This window comes from Xanthobacter sp. DMC12 (genome assembly GCF_056314105.1).
The window spans coordinates 449480-465473 of the sequence record NZ_JBQUYZ010000004.1 but is presented as its reverse complement, the minus strand read 5'-3'; the positions used below and the strand labels follow the sequence as shown (position 1 = coordinate 465473).

Annotated in this window: 13 protein-coding genes; 6 read left to right on the top strand and 7 right to left on the bottom strand. The window is 67.6% G+C overall.

Going from position 1 to position 15994, the window contains the following annotated elements; genetic code table 11:
• Positions 1–58 precede the first annotated feature (58 nt).
• The 5 genes from ACT535_RS17655 to ACT535_RS17635 all read right to left on the bottom strand — a co-directional run bounded on the left by ACT535_RS17655 (position 59) and on the right by ACT535_RS17635 (position 6263).
• Positions 59–2266: an oxidoreductase gene (locus tag ACT535_RS17655; RefSeq protein ID WP_476324748.1), complete on the bottom strand. Its 2208-nt coding sequence runs from the start codon at positions 2264–2266 to the stop codon at positions 59–61.
• Positions 2267–2699: 433 nt separating this feature from the next.
• On the bottom strand, positions 2700–3836 hold the full coding sequence (locus ACT535_RS17650) for an FIST signal transduction protein (RefSeq protein ID WP_476365417.1): 1137 nt from the start codon (positions 3834–3836) through the stop codon (positions 2700–2702).
• Positions 3837–3987: 151 nt separating this feature from the next.
• Positions 3988–4308, bottom strand: a complete 321-nt coding sequence (locus ACT535_RS17645; RefSeq protein ID WP_476365416.1) for a hypothetical protein — start codon at positions 4306–4308, stop codon at positions 3988–3990.
• Positions 4309–4370: 62 nt separating this feature from the next.
• The gene (locus ACT535_RS17640; RefSeq protein WP_476365415.1) at positions 4371–5753 is read right to left on the bottom strand and encodes a PP2C family protein-serine/threonine phosphatase; all 1383 of its coding nucleotides are present in this window, start codon (positions 5751–5753) and stop codon (positions 4371–4373) included.
• Between the two features lie 84 nt (positions 5754–5837).
• Entirely contained in the window at positions 5838–6263 is a 426-nt protein-coding gene (locus ACT535_RS17635; RefSeq protein ID WP_476365414.1) for an ion channel, read from the bottom strand.
• A gap of 236 nt (positions 6264–6499) precedes the next feature.
• Between ACT535_RS17635 and typA the strand changes: the two genes are divergently transcribed.
• Positions 6500–8329 carry a translational GTPase TypA gene (gene typA / locus ACT535_RS17630; RefSeq protein ID WP_168459313.1) on the top strand — a complete coding sequence of 610 codons (1830 nt, stop codon included), beginning with the start codon at positions 6500–6502 and terminating at the stop codon, positions 8327–8329.
• A gap of 274 nt (positions 8330–8603) precedes the next feature.
• Here the strand turns inward: typA and ACT535_RS17625 are convergent, their stop codons facing one another.
• A complete protein-coding gene (locus tag ACT535_RS17625) occupies positions 8604–9707 on the bottom strand; it encodes an NAD(P)/FAD-dependent oxidoreductase (RefSeq protein ID WP_476365413.1) in 1104 nt (367 codons plus the stop codon).
• A gap of 130 nt (positions 9708–9837) precedes the next feature.
• On the opposite strand from ACT535_RS17625, the gene ACT535_RS17620 reads away from it, so the two are divergent.
• From ACT535_RS17620 to ACT535_RS17600, 5 genes are all read left to right on the top strand, one after another.
• Positions 9838–10179 (top strand): DUF971 domain-containing protein, encoded by a 342-nt coding sequence (locus ACT535_RS17620; protein ID WP_051679039.1) that lies wholly within the window; start codon positions 9838–9840, stop codon positions 10177–10179.
• Positions 10176–11924 (top strand): fumarate reductase/succinate dehydrogenase flavoprotein subunit, encoded by a 1749-nt coding sequence (locus ACT535_RS17615; protein WP_476365412.1) that lies wholly within the window; start codon positions 10176–10178, stop codon positions 11922–11924. The genes ACT535_RS17620 and ACT535_RS17615 overlap by 4 nt, the downstream gene beginning before the upstream one ends.
• A gap of 28 nt (positions 11925–11952) precedes the next feature.
• The gene (locus ACT535_RS17610) at positions 11953–12186 is read left to right on the top strand and encodes a 4Fe-4S dicluster domain-containing protein (protein WP_024277657.1); all 234 of its coding nucleotides are present in this window, start codon (positions 11953–11955) and stop codon (positions 12184–12186) included.
• 5 nt (positions 12187–12191) lie between these two features.
• Positions 12192–13163 (top strand): HEAT repeat domain-containing protein, encoded by a 972-nt coding sequence (locus ACT535_RS17605; RefSeq protein WP_476365411.1) that lies wholly within the window; start codon positions 12192–12194, stop codon positions 13161–13163.
• Positions 13164–13269: 106 nt separating this feature from the next.
• Positions 13270–14895: an alpha-amylase family glycosyl hydrolase gene (locus ACT535_RS17600; protein WP_476365410.1), complete on the top strand. Its 1626-nt coding sequence runs from the start codon at positions 13270–13272 to the stop codon at positions 14893–14895.
• 51 nt (positions 14896–14946) lie between these two features.
• Here the strand turns inward: ACT535_RS17600 and ACT535_RS17595 are convergent, their stop codons facing one another.
• Positions 14947–15978, bottom strand: a complete 1032-nt coding sequence (locus tag ACT535_RS17595; protein WP_476365409.1) for a TRAP transporter substrate-binding protein — start codon at positions 15976–15978, stop codon at positions 14947–14949.
• Between the last annotated feature and the right edge of the window lie 16 nt (positions 15979–15994).

Sequence of the window (15994 nt, the reverse complement as noted above, 5' to 3'; positions counted from 1 at the left end):
GGGCATGCGGGGCGCGTGATCTGCCGCGCCCCGCCCGCTCTGACCAGGACGAGGGGAACTAGCCCTGGTAGCGGATCTCGTAGGAGCCGCCCGGCTGGTAGGGCGCGCCATAGACGGCGGCCTCGCGGCGGTAGGGCTTGGGCTCCTGCGGGTTCGCCTCTTCGATCTCGCGGGCAAGGCGCTGCCCGTCGAAGGTGGCATCGGCGATGAGCTTGGGTGCCCAGGCGTCGCCGATCACGTACACCCCCTTGATGCCGCGGGCGTCCCACTCGCCGGAGCGCGCCTTGAGGGCCCGGAACAGGGCATCCTCGGAGCGGCGAGCGGTGACCAGCACGAGGGTGTCGTACTCGTGCCAGGCGTGGGTGGTGTTTGCGGTGCGCGGCATCTTGCCGGGGCCGGTATAGACGCGCTTATGCCCGTCGCCCCAGAGGTTGTAGAGCTCGATCCGCCCGTCTTCGACGCGGCTCGCCCAGGTGCTGGAGAGCACGTTGATGTGCAGCTCGTGCAGCATGCGGTGCATGTTCGGCGCTTCGAGCGTGAAGTGCATGTAGCGGCCGAGTTCAACGCCCGACGCCACCGTCACCTGATGCCCGGCCTCGGCCAGCTTCTGCGCGAGGCTCGGCGCCATGTAATAGGGGTCGGCATTGAGGATCATCACCCGCTTGCCGATGGGCTTGGTGCCGAGGATCACGTCTTCCGGCGTGAGCACATTGGCGCGCGGGGTGCCTTCCAGTCCCGGGATGGGCGCATGGGTGAGGCAGTTGGTGCCGTCGGTGACCCAGTGGGCGCCGGTGGCGATCACCACCTTGTCGGCGCCGTAGGAGAGCACGTCCTCCACCGAGAGCTTCTTGCCGCCGAGGGCGATCTGGCTGTCGCGGTTGCGCTTCACCAGCTTGTTCAGCTGAACCTCGCGATAATCGCGGTGATAGCTCCACTCGCCGAGGCCGGGCAGGGTGGCCACTTCGTTCACATAGCCACCGACCTTCTCGGCGCTGTCCACGAGATGAACCACATAGCCGCGCTCCATGAGCACGCGGGCGCACTCGGAGCCGGAGGGACCGGCGCCCACCACCAGGATGGCATCGTCCGAACCCTTCTTGGGGAAGCGCTCCGGATGCCAGCCGCGACGGAATTCCTCGCCGGCGGTGGCGTTCTGGGTGCAGATCATGGGCGGGCCGCCGATCTCCCAGCGGGAGATGCAGACGTTGCAGCCGATGCAGGTGCGGATGTCGTCGAGACGGCCGTCGCGGATCTTCTCCGGCAGGAAGGGATCGGCGATGGAGGGCCGCGCGGCGCCGATCACGTCCAGCTCGCCGTTGCGGATCACCTCGACCATCTTCTCCGGATCGGTGAAGCGGCCGACGCCCAGCACGACCTTCTTGGAGGCCTGCTTCACGAACTTCTGCCAGGAGAGCTGATGGCCCTGGCGGTAGAAGCGGGAGGGACCGGCATCCTCGCCCCACTCGGCGATGTCGCCCACGTTCACGTCCCAGAGGTCCACGAGATCGTCGGCCAGCTCGACGAACTTGAGGCCGTCGCGCTCCACCTCGATGCCGTCCTCGCCGATCAGCGTGTCAACGGCGAAGCGGGTGGCGATGGCGCATTCGGAGCCCACGGCCGCCTTCATCTGCTCCAGGGTCTCGATCCAGAAGCGGGCGCGGTTTTCGAAGCTGCCGCCGTACTTGTCGGTGCGCTTGTTGTAATACTTGGAGAGGAACTGCAGTGGCAGGTAGGAGTGCGCGCCGTAGCAATAGATGATGTCGAAGCCGGCATCGCGGGCGCGGCGGGCCGCCTCGACGTAGAAGCCCTGCACGCGACGGATGTCGTCGTGGTCCATCTCGTGGCAATAGGTGAGGGATTCGAACTCGGAGGCGTACTGGCTGGGACCGCGCGCAGTCTGGCGGGTCTCCATGCACGGGGCGTGAGCGCCGCCGTACCACAGCTCGACACCGGCAAGGGCGCCGTATTTGTGGATTTCCGAGGTCATGGCGGCGAGGTTGCGCACGTCGCCCTCGTCCCAGATGCGGGCGGAGACGCGGTGCGTATCGTCCGATTCCGGGTGGATGGAGCAGTATTCGGTGTTGAGTGCTGCCCAACCGCCTTCGGCCTTGAGCGAGCGGTGCGCGGCCTGGAAGCCGGGCTTGTCGGAACCGGCGCCGATGCAGTGCGGCACCTGATAGAAGCGGTTCCGAAGGGTTTTCGGACCGATTTTGATCGGCTCGAAAAGAATATCGTATTTGCTGACACCCAGCGTTTCGTGCGTCATCTCGACTCCCCGTAAATAATCCGGAAGGCAGGTGTGTGACGACCGGATCTCTTCGCCGAAAAAGACAAGCAGAAGGCTCTGCGCGCACGGGTGCGCACATCGATACTTTCGCTTCTCGACGAAGAGCTTGCTTGTCTGTTCCCGGTCGTTTTCTTATTGGGATAACTCTAACGCGCCGGGCCATGTCTCCGGCAATAGTGCCAAATGGCACTATCGTGACATGCGGCACTGCAAAATCCGGCAGGTCTGCTATGGGCCCGGGTGCATGACGCAGAGGAAGACTAGGGGCTTCTGGGGTCGCGCGCACGCTCGCGGTCGCCGAAGCCCGGTCCGAAGGGGATCGACGGGTCGGCACACGCAACGATCCGCCCGGCGGGGGTGCCCGCGCGGCGGCCCTATGGTGTCGGGATTTGGAGGGGGTTGCCCGGACCTGTCAGGTGAACAGCGTCAGCACGCCGGTGTAGCCGTAAAGGTGATGGCGGGCGATCTCTCCGCCGGCGAAGAAGCCGATGAGCGGGACCGGACCGAGCGCCTCGCGCACCATCTTGAACTCCGCGCTCGGCGCGCCGAAATGCGGGCCGCCGCGACCGGAGCAGCTCACATAGAGCGCGCCGCGGGCGCCGCCGGCGGTATCGGCCTGCGCCTTCACCTCGGCGACGATGCGCAGGAGATCGTGGCGCGCGGCCTCCGCGTTGCGCTTGCAGAAGGCGAGCCGGGTGCCGGCCTCCAATTGCTCCGCCACCACCAGCACCCCGGCCTTGCGACCGACGCCCACGAGGTGGCGCACCTGCGTGTCGGTGCCGAAGCGGCCCGGCGCGGAGCTCGTGTCCTCCCCCGGCGCGACGAGCCCGGCCAGCGTCTGGCCGAGTTCGAGGCGCAACTGCTCGTCGGGAATGTCGGCGGGCAGGCCGAGGTCCTCCATCGCGCAGTCCAGGGCCCGCGTGCCATCGAGGGTCACGAGGTAATTGCCTTCGGCGCGGTCGATGGCCCGCTTTGGGCCAATGGGCTGACAGCCCTGCGTGACGCGGGAGAGCACCGGCACTTGCGGCCCGAAAGCGACGCCGGACACGCCGCCGAGCATCACGTCGTCGGCAAACAGCAAAGGCTGGTTGCGCGCGGAGGAGAGGCCGCCGAACAAATAGCCGGTGAGGGTCTGCCCGGCCAGGGCCTTGAGCCGCTCGGGCAGGTCCGGTGTGCCGCCATCGGCATGGACGAGGGCAGTGAAAGGCTCGAACCCATCCGCCCCCAGCGGCGCGAGATCGGAGAAGACACGGAAGCTGTCCGGCGGAATATCGGCGAGCATGATCGCGATGCCCGGCGCATCGAAATATTCCACGTCGTCCGCCGCCACCCCGACGCCGATGGTGCCGACCCAGCTTACCGCCGGCAGGCCCGCCTTCAGGGCCTCCATGATGTTGCCGGCGGCACCGGTATAACGGTCGGAAAGGTAGCACCAGCCGAGCGTCGGCGGCGGCTTGTCCGTCAGCTGGGCCTGCAGCTGGCTCCAGCAGGAGCCGAGGGCGGCCTGCCAGTCGGTATTGCCGGCGTGGGCGAAGGAGAACTGGCTCATGAGCGGGTTTCCGCGCGATGCGTCCGGATGCGGACAAGGATGGGGGGAAACCCCGCCACGGCCGGGTGCGTTTGGCGCGGATCACGCGACACTTTGCGGGGCAGCAAGGTCATTCCCTACCCGAAGCAATCGGCGTGCCGTGGCCTCGTGCTTAGGCCACGGGCGAGCGCATCTCCTCGCCGAGCACGGCCTGCACATCGGAAAGGATACGGCGGAACTCCTCGTCCACCCGTCGCTCGAAGGCAAAGGCGGTATCGGCCTCGAGGCCCGCATCCTCGTGGGCGTCGTGGAAGGTCAGCTTCTGGCTGACCGCCTCCACCAGCGCCGGTCGAAGGGTCTCGTCCCGCGCCATCAATTGCAGCGCCAGCACGAGGATCTTGCGGTGGGCCGCCGCGGCAATGTCCAGCTCCAGCGGCGTCCGCGCCGGCAGGCCGTCGGGGGCCGCCGGGTGCGTATCGTGCTCATCGGCCATGGCCGTCCTCCGCTCGGTCGCCCCCTTTGGGCAACACGCGGGGAGGGGGGAGGTTCCCCCAATCAGCGCGGGCCGAGCGTGACTGCCAGCGCGGTCATGTCGTCGAACTGCGGCGCGGTGTCGGCCCAGCGGATTGCCGTGTCGAATATGCCGGAAAGGAAGGCTGCGGCGGGAAGGTCGGGCGCGGCTAAGAGGGCGGCCGTCGCGGCGGCTTCGAGCCGCGCCTCTCCGAACGCTTCTTCCGCCGGGTTGAACGCGTCGGTGAGGCCGTCCGAAAACAGGAACAGCCGGTCGCCGGGCGCAAGCGTCACGGTCGCGGCGCGGGTGCGGGCGCCTTCCATCATCGCGAGCGCCGGCCCGGTGGCCGCAGGGCGCTCCACGCCGCCGTCGGCGCGCAGGATCATGCAGTCCGTATGGCCGCAATTGCAGTAGGTGAGGACACCCGTGTCGAGGTCGATGACGCCGCAGAACAGGGTGACGAACATGTCCTCGCCATTGGTGGCGCAGAGCAGGTCGTTTACCCGCGCCACCGCGACGGCGAGGTCGGGCTCGCTCCGGAGCACCATGCGCAGCGCGGTCTGGGTGGCGCTCATGAACAAGGCGGCGGGGGTGCCCTTGCCGGCGACATCGCCCAGCGTCACCACCAGCCGGCGGCCGTCGATGAGGAAGTAATCGTAGAAATCGCCGCCCACGTCCTTGGCCGGGCGCATGGCGGCGAAGATATCCGCTCTGCCGCCCAGCACCTCCGGCGGCAAAGGCGGGGGCAACATGGCGCGCTGGATGGCGGCGGCGTTGGCCATCTCCCGCCGCTCCGCCGCACGGCTCATGATCGCCTCGGCGAGACGGCGGAAGGAGTGGGAGAAATCCACCATCTCCGGCAGTGGATTGCGCAGGTCATCGAGGAGAGCGAGGTCGAATTCCCGCCGCTCCAGTGCGTTGAGGGCGTTGGCGTAGAAGCCGAAGACCTGATTGAAGGTCTCGAAGCGGCGACCGAACTGGCGCATCACCGCGGACAGGAGATCCGGCCGCAGCCGTCCGGCTGCCTCCAATACCTCCGCCGAGAGGCGGACCGCGCGGATGGGGGTGAGGGCATCCACATGGGCGGTGCGGGCGACGCCGGTGAAGGCGGCGATCTCGCCGATCACCGCCGGTGCCTGCAATTGCGCCAGCTGGACGTGCTCGTAGGGCGTGTCGATGGTGACGACCGCCGTGCCCTCGAACACCAGGAGGGCGAAGGTGCCAACATCTCCCCGGCAGAGCAGGCGCGTGCCGGGCGCAACCTCCATCCGTTCGCCGCGGGCGATCAGGTCGACCAGCTCCTCCAGCGGAAAGGCGGCGAAATAGGGATGGCGGGCCATCACCTGCGCGGCCGCGAGGGCGTGCTGTGCGGTTCCGTCCGAACCGGTCGGATCCGGTACCGTCTGCTGCGATGCTCCTGGTGCCATGGTTCGTGCGCGCCCCTCGCTATAATCCACTATAGCGCAGGCCGGGCGGGACGACCTTACCTCAAACGCGGGACGGCACCGGGCCTAGCGGATGCGAAGCTGGGCGATGGCCCGCGACAGCACGGCGAACAGCACCGCCGTGGACCAGCCGAACAACAGCATGCCGTTGGCCGCCGTCATCGGTCCGAGGATGCGCCAAGGGCGGGCCGGGATGAGGTCGCCGTAGCCCAGCGTCGTAAAATTGACGAAGGCGAAATAGTAGATGTCGTCCGGCTCGGTGGCGCCCGTGAGCGCATAGAGCTGCGCCCACACCATCACCTCCAGCAGGTGGATGACGGTGAGGATCGTGCCCGAGGCCGCCATGACGATGACGAGGGTCTCGATCTTGCGCCGTCCGGTGAGGTGGTGCGAGGCGAAGCGCACCATCTTGATGACGATGACCGTGCCCAAGGCCTGGATCGCGATGGTGATGATGCTGACCAGAAGACCCGCAACGAACGCCCCGTCCATCCACATGCCCCTGTCTCTTCCTGTTCCGCGCGTCCGCGCCGCCACGGCTTGCCTGATGAACCGGCGTGAACGCGGCGGCAAGGGGAGGGCGTCAAGGCGCCCGGCGAGGTCGCGGTGACCGGGTCGCGGCGCGGTCGCATTGATCTTGATCGGTTTCTGTGTATTTTGCGCCGCAAAATATCCCTTTCCCGGCGGGCCCGAGTCATTCGGACCCGCGTTTTCGTGCTGGACCTTCCATGAAGCTGCGGAACATCGCCATCATCGCCCACGTCGACCACGGCAAGACCACGCTGGTGGACGAGCTGCTGAAGCAGTCGGGGTCCTACCGCGAGAACCAGCGGGTCGCCGAGCGCGTGATGGATTCCAACGATCTCGAGAAGGAGCGCGGCATCACCATCCTCGCCAAGGCCACCTCGGTGGTCTGGAAGGACACGCGCATCAACATCGTCGACACCCCCGGCCACGCCGACTTCGGCGGTGAGGTCGAGCGTATCCTGAACATGGTGGACGGTGCCATCGTGCTCGTGGACGCAGCGGAAGGCCCCATGCCGCAGACCAAGTTCGTGGTCGGCAAGGCGCTGAAGATCGGCCTCAAGCCCATCGTGGCCATCAACAAGGTGGACCGCTCCGACGCGCGTCCGACCGAGGTCATCAACGAGGTGTTCGACCTGTTCGCCGCGCTCGACGCCACCGATGAGCAGCTCGATTTCCCGATCCTCTACGGTTCCGGCCGCAGCGGCTGGATGGCCGACAGCCCCGAAGGCCCCATGGACCAGGGCATGGCGCCCCTGTTCGATCTCGTGCTGCGCCACGTGCCCGAGCCCACCGTCGATGACGGCCCGTTCCGCATGATCGGCACGCTGCTCGAGGCCAACCCCTTCCTCGGCCGCATGATCACGGGCCGCATCACCTCCGGCTCCATCAAGCCGAACCAGGCGATCAAGGTGCTGGCGCAGGACGGCTCGCTGGTGGAGCAGGGCCGCGTCTCCAAGATCCTCGCCTTCCGTGGCATCGAGCGCCAGCCCATCGAGGAAGGCGTGCAGGGCGACATCGTCGCCATTGCCGGCCTCTCCAAGGGCACGGTGGCGGACACCTTCTGCGCGCTCGAAGTGACTGAGGCGATGGAAGCCCAGCCCATCGATCCCCCCACCGTCACCATGTCGTTCATCGTGAATGATTCGCCCCTCGCCGGCACCGAGGGTGACAAGGTGACCAGCCGCGTCATCCGCGACCGCCTGTTCCGCGAGGCGGAGGGCAACGTGGCGCTGAAGATCGAGGAATCCACCGAGAAGGATTCCTTCTTCGTGTCGGGCCGCGGCGAACTTCAGCTGGCGGTGCTCATCGAGACCATGCGCCGCGAGGGCTTCGAGCTCGCCGTGTCGCGCCCCCGCGTGGTGTTCAAGAAGGACGAGGCCACCGGCCAGACCCTTGAGCCCATCGAGGAAGTGCTGATCGACGTGGATGAGGAATATTCCGGCACCGTCGTCCAGAAGATGAGCGAGCGCCGCGCCGAGATGATCGAGATGCGCCCCTCCGGCGGCAACCGCCAGCGCCTCGTCTTCTACGCCCCCACCCGCGGCCTCATCGGCTACCAGTCGGAGCTGCTCACCGACACGCGCGGCACGGCCATCATGAACCGGCTGTTCCACGAATATGCGCCCTATCGCGGCGAGATCGCCGGCCGCACCAACGGCGTGCTCATCGCCAACGCGGCGGGCGAGGCGGTGGCCTACGCCCTGTGGAACCTCGAAGATCGCGGCCCGATGATGATCGAGCCCGGATGGAAGGTGTACCAGGGCATGCTCATCGGCGTGCACAACCGGGACAACGACCTGGAAGTGAACGTGCTGAAGGGCAAGCAGCTCACCAACATCCGCACCACCTCCAAGGACGAGGCCGTGCGCCTCACCCCGCCGATCCGCATGACGCTGGAGCGCGCGCTGGCGTGGATTCAGGACGACGAGCTGGTGGAGGTGACGCCCAAGTCCATCCGCCTGCGCAAGCGCCTCCTGGACCCCAACGACCGCAAGCGCGAGGAGCGCAAGAAGGAAAGCGAGATGGCCTGAGGGCTGTCTGCTTTAGGTGGTTGAAGAGGGCAGCGGTCCAGGCCGCTGCCCTTTTTGTTTGGGGGAATCTCTCTCGCGCCCCGGACGCATGCAGCGCCAGCGGAATGCGAGCCGGGGTCCAGCGCAACGGGCCGCCGAAGGCGCTTCCGAACCCAGCGGCCTCTGGTTTTGCCCCGCTGCGCGGGGACTCTCGCGCTGGACCCCGGATCAGCGCTCCGGCGGTGCCGTCGCTTGTCCGGGGAACGGTGAGCCTGCGCCGTGCGCCGTAGCCGCCCTATCCCTCCGCCACCTCCACCACCCGCTCTGCGATGGCGAGGCAGCTCGTCAGCCCCGGCGATTCGATGCCGAAGAGGTTCACCAGCCCCGGCACGCCATGCACCGCCGGCCCCTGGATGACGAAATCGGGTGCGCGCCCCTCCACGCCGGGGATCTTCGGCCGAATGCCGGAATAGCCGGGTGCCAGATCCTCCTCGCGCACGTCCGGCCAGTAGCGGCGGATGGAGGCCATCATGGCGGCCTTGCGGGCGGGGTCGACAACGTAGTCCCGCGTGCTGACCCACTCCACATCGGGGCCGAAACGCCCTTGCCCACCGAGGTCCAGCGTGAGGTGCGTGCCGAGGCCGCCCGCCTCCGGCACCGGATAGATGAGGCGCGAGAAGGGCACCTTCCTGAGGCAGGAGAAGTAATTGCCCTTGGCCATGGTCTCTTGCGGCACCAGATGGGCGGGCATGCCGGAGATGGCGCGGGCGAGGGCAGGGGCATCGAGCCCGGCGGAATTGATGAACAGGCGGCAGGCAAGCGTCATTGGCTCCGGCCCGCCGGTGGTCACAACGATGCCGTCCGCTCCCGCCTCTGCGGCCACGATGGGGGAGGAAAGGGCGAGCATCCCGCCGGCCGCCTCCATGTCGCCGAGCAGCGCCAGCATCAGGCCGTGAGAATCCACGATGCCGGTCGAGGGCGAGTGCAGCGCCGCGTGGGCCGAGAGCGCCGTCTCCAGCGCCTGCGCTTCCGTGCCGCTCAGCATCGTCAGGTCATCGACGCCGTTGGCCGCGCCGGTCTTTGCCAGCTTCTCCAGATAGGCCACTTCCTCCGGCGTGGCGGCGACGATGAGCTTGCCGATGCGCTTGTGCCCCACCCCGTGGCTCTCGCAGAAGGCGTAGAGCAGCGCCCGGCCGCGCACGCACAGCTCGGCCTTGAGGCTGCCCGGCTCGTAATAGATGCCGGCATGGATCACCTCGGAATTGCGCGAGGAGGTGCCGGTGCCGATGGCATCCGCCGCCTCCACCAGCACCACCTCCCGGCCCGCCAGCGCGAGCGCGCGGGCGATGGCGAGGCCGACCACACCGGCTCCGGCGACAATGCACTCCACCTGATCCATTCGGCTCTTCCTGTGATCCTCGGCTGGTACCATAGCGCGGGCGCGGGCCGCGGAAAGCGTCTCCCTGGAAGTGCTCCAGCCAGCAACTAGTTGCTATCGGCAGGAGGGGCCGCGATGTCCAATCGGGGTCATGATGACGTCTGCCCCCGCACCCCTTCCCCTTGAAGTCGAGGAAATCCGCCTCGACCGGGACCGGCGCCGCCTGACCCTTGCCTATGGCGGGACGCGGGCGGAGTTCTCGGCCGAGCGCCTGCGCTCCGCCTGCCGCTGCGCCGCCTGCACGGCGGACCGCGCCCGCGACCGCTTTCCCTCAGCCTTCCCCGGCGTGGCCCTCACCGGCGTGGAGCCGTTCGGCGCGCACGGCCTGAACCTCACCTTTTCCGACGGCCACAAGCGCGGGGTCTACCCCTTCGCCTATCTCGCGGCGCTGGCCGCCGAGGCCGCCAACGACCTTCCGGAGATGAACCCATGAGCGCGTTCGACAACGAGATGAAGACCGAGATCGTCGAGACCGACATCCTCGTCATCGGCGGCGGCACCGGCGGCCCGATGGCGGCCATCAAGGCCAAGGAGAAGAATCCCGGCCTCAAGGTGGTCCTCATGGAGAAGGCCAATGTGAAGCGCTCCGGCGCGGTCTCCATGGGCATGGACGGGCTGAACAACGCCGTCATCCCCGGCTACGCCACCCCCGAGCAGTATGTGAAGGAGATCACCGTCGCCAATGACGGCATCGTCCACCAGAAGGCGGTGATGGCCTATGCGACGGGCTCCTACCCGATGATCCAGTATCTGGACTCCATCGGCGTGAAGTTCGAGAAGGACGGCTCCGGCGAATATAACGTGCGCAAGGTGCACCACATGGGCACCTATGTGCTGCCCATGCCGGAAGGCCATCACGTCAAGAAGGCGCTCTACCGCCAGCTGCGCAAGCATCAGGTGCTGGTGACCAACCGCTACATGGCCACCCGCCTCCTCACCGGCACGGACGGCCGTATCGCCGGCGCCATCGGCGTCAACACCCGCACCGGCGAGTTCCTGGTGATCCGCGCCAAGGCGGTGGTGCTCGCCTGCGGCGCCGCCGGCCGCATCGGTCTGCCGGCCTCCGGCTATCTCTTCGGCACTTACGAGAACCCTGCGAACTGCGGCGACGGCTATGCCATGGCCTATCACGCCGGTGCGGGCCTCGCGAACCTCGAATGCTACCAGATCAATCCGCTCATCAAGGACTATAACGGCCCGGCCTGCGCCTATGTCACCGGCCCGTTCGGCGGCTACACCGCCAACAACAAGGGCGAGCGCTTCATCGAGTGCGATTACTGGTCGGGCCAGATGATGAAGGAATTCTACGGCGAGCTGCTGAGCGGCAACGGCCCGGTCTTCCTCAACATGACCCACCTCGCCGAGGAGACCATCTCCGAGATCGAGACCATCCTGCACTCCAACGAGCGGCCCTCGCGCGGGCGGTTCCACGAGAACCGGGGCACCAACTATCGCCAGAACATGGTGGAGATGCACATCTCCGAGATCGGCTTCTGCTCCGGCCACTCCGCCTCGGGCGTGTGGGTGGACGAGAACGCCCGCACCACCGTGCCCGGCCTCTATGCCGCCGGCGACATGGCGAGCGTGCCGCACAATTACATGCTCGGCGCCTTCGTGAACGGCGGCATCGCGGGCGAGGACGCGGCGGATTACTGCGCCTCCACCGACCTGCCGGCCTATGACGCCGCCGACATCGCCCGCGAGCAGGCCCGCGTGATGGCGCCCACCCGCCGCGACGACGGCCTCACCCCATTCGAGATGGAGTACAAGGCCCGCCGCCTCGTGAACGACTATCTCCAGCCGCCGAAGGTGACCGCCAAGTACAAGATCGGCCAGGCCCGCCTCGCCGAGGTCCGCGACGATCTTTCGGCCCTGTGCGTTAAGGATCCGCATGAATTGATGCGGGCGCTGGAGCTGCAATCCATCCTCGATTGCGCCGACATGGCCGCCGCCGCCTCGCTCTATCGCACCGAGAGCCGCTGGGGTCTCTATCACTGGCGCGTCGACCACCCCGCCACAGACAACGAGAACTGGTTCTGCCACACGCTCCTCTACAAGGACGAGATGGGCCGCATGGCGCACAAGAAGCGCGCGGTGGACCCCTATGTCGTCGAGATCGATGAGGACGAGATGGGCGCCTACCACCAGCTGCGCACGCCGGCCATCGCCGCCGAGTGAGCCTCACCCCGAATTCCGGAGCTGCCCCATGCCTTTCGCCAATCACACCACCTCCGTGCCCGTGACCGTCGATGACGACAAGTGCATCGCCGAGAAGGGCTGCCGCGTCTGCATCGACGTGTGCCCACTCGACGTGCTCGCCATCAACCCGGCCTCGGGCAAGGCGCACATGAAGTATGACGAGTGCTGGTATTGCATGCCGTGCGAGGTGGATTGCCCCACCGGCGCGGTGAAGGTCGAAATCCCCTATCTGCTGCGGTGAGCGCCATGGCCATCTTCGACGATTTCGACGACGATCTCGACGCCGTGGCGGATCGCGCCCGCGATCCCGACGCCGGCATCCGCCGCGTGGCCATGCTCGGCCTTGCCGAGAGCGTGGACCCGGGTGCGGTGGACCTGCTGCTCGCCGGCCTGAAGGACTCAGATGCCGGCGTGCGGGAAGCCGCCGCCAAGTCGCTAGACGAGCATTCCGGTCTGTCCGCTGCCCTCGGCCTGATCGATGCGCTGGACGACGCGGAGGAGGCGGTGCGCCTCGCCGCCGCCGAGAGCCTCGCCGACAAGAAGGAGCCGGCCTCCGCGTCCCGCCTCATCGAGCGGGCGCAGGAGACGGGTGGGCCCCTGAGCGCGTTCGTCCGCGCTTCGGCGCTGCGGGCGCTGCGCGATATGCAGGATCCCTCCGCCATGCCGGTGGCCCTCGGTGCGCTGAGCGATCCCGACATCGCCGTGCGGCGCGAGGCGCTGGGCGTTCTGGGATACCTGAAGGCGGATGCGGCGCTGCCCGCGCTGCTGCTCGCCGCCACCGATCCGGAAGCGGCGGTGCGTCGTGCGGTGATGGCGGCCCTCGTGTTTGTGCGCAGCGGCACGGCGGGCGTTCCCGCCCTGATCGCCGGGCTCAAGGACGGCCACTGGCAGGTGCGCGAGGAAGCCGCCTATTCCATCGGCAAGGCCAAGATCCAGGAGGCGGTGGACCCGCTGATCGTCGCCGCCAACGACGATGCCTGGCAGGTGAAGGCCAAGGCGGTGAACGCGCTCGGCAAGCTCAAGGCCCGCGCCGCAGTTCCCGTGGTGGCGGAAGCGCTGGGCGACCAGCTCTCCAACGTCCGCAAGGAGGCCGCCGCCGCGCTGGGGGAGATCGCCGATCCCGCCGCCGTGTCCGCGCTGGAAGCCGCCTATGACGATCCCGATCCGGACGTGCGCAAGCTGGTGCGCTGGGCCATCGACCGCTGCCGCGCGGCCTGAAGCGACCCCGGCCTGCGTCCGGTCATGAAACCGAACCGGGCCGGCCGTACTTCTCCAATCTGAGCCGGAGCGCAAGAGTGCTCCGGCAGAGCGGGAGAAGGCGCCGATGGCGGAGCAGGAACGCGAGTGGCTGAAGACCGGGCCATTGTGGTGGCAGTCCGGCGTCGTCTACCAGATCTATCCGCGCTCCTTCCAGGACAGTGACGGCGACGGGGTGGGCGACCTTCCGGGCATCATCTCCCGGCTTCCCTATCTCGCCGACCTCGGCATCGACGCCATCTGGATCTCCCCCATCTATCCCTCGCCCATGGCCGACTTCGGCTATGACGTGGCCGACTACACCGCCATCCATCCCCTGTTCGGCACTCTCGAAGATTTCGACCGGCTGGTGGCGGAGGCTCACAGCCTGGGGCTCCGGATCATCCTCGATTTCGTGCCCAACCACTCCTCGCAGGAGCATCCGTGGTTCAAGGCGTCGCGCTCGTCCAAGGACGATCCCAAGCGTGACTGGTACATCTGGCGGGATCCCGGCCCGGATGGCGGGCCGCCCAACAACTGGCTCTCGGAATTCGGCGGCAGCGGCTGGGAATATGACGAGGCGAGCGGCCAGTATTACTACCACGCCTTCCTGAAGGAGCAGCCGGACCTCAACTGGCGCAATCCGGAGGTGGTGAAGGCCATGCACGATGCCCTGCGCTTCTGGTTCGACCGGGGCGTGGACGGTTTCCGCATCGATGCGCTCTGGCATGTCATCAAGGATGCGGAGTTCCGGGACAACCCGCCGAATCCCGACTTCAGCGAGGGCATGAACCCCCATTCCGCCCTGACGCACCTCTATACCGGCGACCGGCCGGAAGTGATGGACGTGATCGCCGGCTTCCGTGACCTGGCCGATTCCTACGATGGCGACCGGGTGCTGATCGGCGAAGCCTATCTGCCGCTTCACCGAATCGCCGCCTATTACGGCGAGGACGGGCGGGGCGTGCACCTGCCGTTCAATTTCACGCTGCTGGCGGCGCCCTGGAACGCGGCGGAGCTGGCGCCGCTGATCGCCGCCTATGAAGCCGCCATCCCCGAAGGGGGCTGGCCCAACTGGGTGCTCTCCAACCACGATCGGCCGCGTGTCGTTGGCCGGCTCGGTCCCGATCAGGCGCGGGTGGCGGCCATGCTGCTGCTGACGCTGCGGGGCACGCCGACGCTGTATTACGGCGACGAGATCGGCATGTCGCAGGTGTCCATCCCGCCCGAGCGGGTGCAGGACCCGTTCGAGAAGAACGTCCCCGGCCTCGGCCTTGGCCGCGACGGCGCGCGCACGCCCATGCAGTGGGACGATGGCCCGTTCGCCGGCTTTTCCACGGTGGAGCCGTGGCTGCCGCTGGCGGACGATTTCACCGAGGTGAACGTGAAGCGCGAGCAGGGGGAGGGGGCCTCCATGCTCACCCTCACCCGCGCACTGCTCGCCCTGCGGCGGGCGCATCCGGCCTTGTCTGTGGGCCTGTGGTCCCCGGTCGCGGCGGTCGGCGATCTCGTCGCCTATCTGCGGCAGGGGGAGGGGGAGACGCTGCTGGTTGCGCTGAATCTCGGCGGCGATCCGCTGTCGGCGATGCTGCCGGAAGCGGCCGGCGGCGGCCGCCTCCTGCTCTCCACCTTCTGCGATCGGGCGGGGGAACGCGTGGGCGACACCGTCGACCTTCGGCCCAATGAGGGCATCGTGGTGCAACTGGCGCCCTGAACGAAAAGGGGCGGCCGAGGCCGCCCCTTGAACGCGAGGAAGAGCGGCGGCTCAGGAGAGCTGGCCGGTATACTTCTCCAGCGTGGCCCAGGCCTCGTCGCCGTACTTGCCCTTCCACTCGGCGTAGAAGCCGGCCTTGCGCAGCTGGTCGCGGAAGCTGTCCACCTTCGGCTCGTTGAAGGCGAGGCCCTTTTCCGCCAGCTCCTTGCGCAGGGTGTTGTTGAGGGCGAACACGTCGTCGCGCTGCTTGAGGCCCGCCTCGTTGATGTTCTCCGCCACGATGGCGCGCAGATCGTCGGGCAGCTTCTCGAAGGCGCGGCGGTTGGCGAGGAACCAGAAGCCGTCCCACATGTGGTTGGTGAGGGAGCAGTATTTCTGCACCTCGTAGAGCTTCGCCGTGGAGATGATGGCGAGCGGGTTCTCCTGCGCGTCCACGGCGCGGGTCTGCAGCGCGGTGTAGACCTCGGCGAAGTTGAGCGAGGCCGGGGCGCTGTCGAATGCCTTGAACATGGAGGTCCACAGCGGCGACACCGGCACGCGGATCTTCAGGCCCTTGAGGTCGGCCGCGGTCTCGATGGGCTTGGTGGAGGTGGTGATCTGGCGGAAGCCGTTGTCCCAGATCTTGTCCATAGCGATGATGCCGGCCTTGGATATCTGGCCCCGCACATAGGTGCCGAGGTCGCCGTCCATGGCCTTCCACACGCTGGCATAATCCGGGAAGGCGAAGCCGATGCCGCTGATGGAGGCGTTGGGCACCAGCGTGGAGAGGATCAGCGGCGACAGGGTGAAGAACTCGATGGCGCCCGAGCGCAGCTGGCTCAGCATGTCGGTGTCGCCGCCGAGCTGGCTGGAGGGGAAGATGCTGATCTCGACCCTGCCCTTGGTCTCGGCCTTGATCTTCGCCGCCATCTCCTGCGCGCGCACGTTCATGGGGTGCGTGACCGGCAGGTTGTTGGCGTATTTGTAGGCGAATTCGGCGCTCTGGGCCCGCGCGACGGTGGGGGCGAACAGAGCCGGGGCGATGGCCCCGGTCAGCGCGGTGGCGGCGCTCGCCTTGATGAGGGTGCGACGGGTCAGGGTCATCGGTGCTCCTCCTTGC

Bases quoted from the DNA above. Each gene is read 5' to 3' on its own strand.
- ACT535_RS17635 (WP_476365414.1), bottom strand. From the start codon at position 6,263: ATGGACGGGGCGTTCGTTGCGGGTCTTCTGGTCAGCATCATCACCATC.
- typA (WP_168459313.1), top strand. From the start codon at position 6,500: ATGAAGCTGCGGAACATCGCCATCATCGCCCACGTCGACCACGGCAAG.
- ACT535_RS17595 (WP_476365409.1), bottom strand. From the start codon at position 15,978: ATGACCCTGACCCGTCGCACCCTCATCAAGGCGAGCGCCGCCACCGCG.
- ACT535_RS17620 (WP_051679039.1), top strand. From the start codon at position 9,838: ATGATGACGTCTGCCCCCGCACCCCTTCCCCTTGAAGTCGAGGAAATC.
- ACT535_RS17610 (WP_024277657.1), top strand. From the start codon at position 11,953: ATGCCTTTCGCCAATCACACCACCTCCGTGCCCGTGACCGTCGATGAC.
- ACT535_RS17600 (WP_476365410.1), top strand. From the start codon at position 13,270: ATGGCGGAGCAGGAACGCGAGTGGCTGAAGACCGGGCCATTGTGGTGG.
- ACT535_RS17655 (WP_476324748.1), bottom strand. From the start codon at position 2,266: ATGACGCACGAAACGCTGGGTGTCAGCAAATACGATATTCTTTTCGAG.
- ACT535_RS17605 (WP_476365411.1), top strand. From the start codon at position 12,192: ATGGCCATCTTCGACGATTTCGACGACGATCTCGACGCCGTGGCGGAT.
- ACT535_RS17615 (WP_476365412.1), top strand. From the start codon at position 10,176: ATGAGCGCGTTCGACAACGAGATGAAGACCGAGATCGTCGAGACCGAC.
- ACT535_RS17640 (WP_476365415.1), bottom strand. From the start codon at position 5,753: ATGGCACCAGGAGCATCGCAGCAGACGGTACCGGATCCGACCGGTTCG.
- ACT535_RS17645 (WP_476365416.1), bottom strand. From the start codon at position 4,308: ATGGCCGATGAGCACGATACGCACCCGGCGGCCCCCGACGGCCTGCCG.
- ACT535_RS17625 (WP_476365413.1), bottom strand. From the start codon at position 9,707: ATGGATCAGGTGGAGTGCATTGTCGCCGGAGCCGGTGTGGTCGGCCTC.
- ACT535_RS17650 (WP_476365417.1), bottom strand. From the start codon at position 3,836: ATGAGCCAGTTCTCCTTCGCCCACGCCGGCAATACCGACTGGCAGGCC.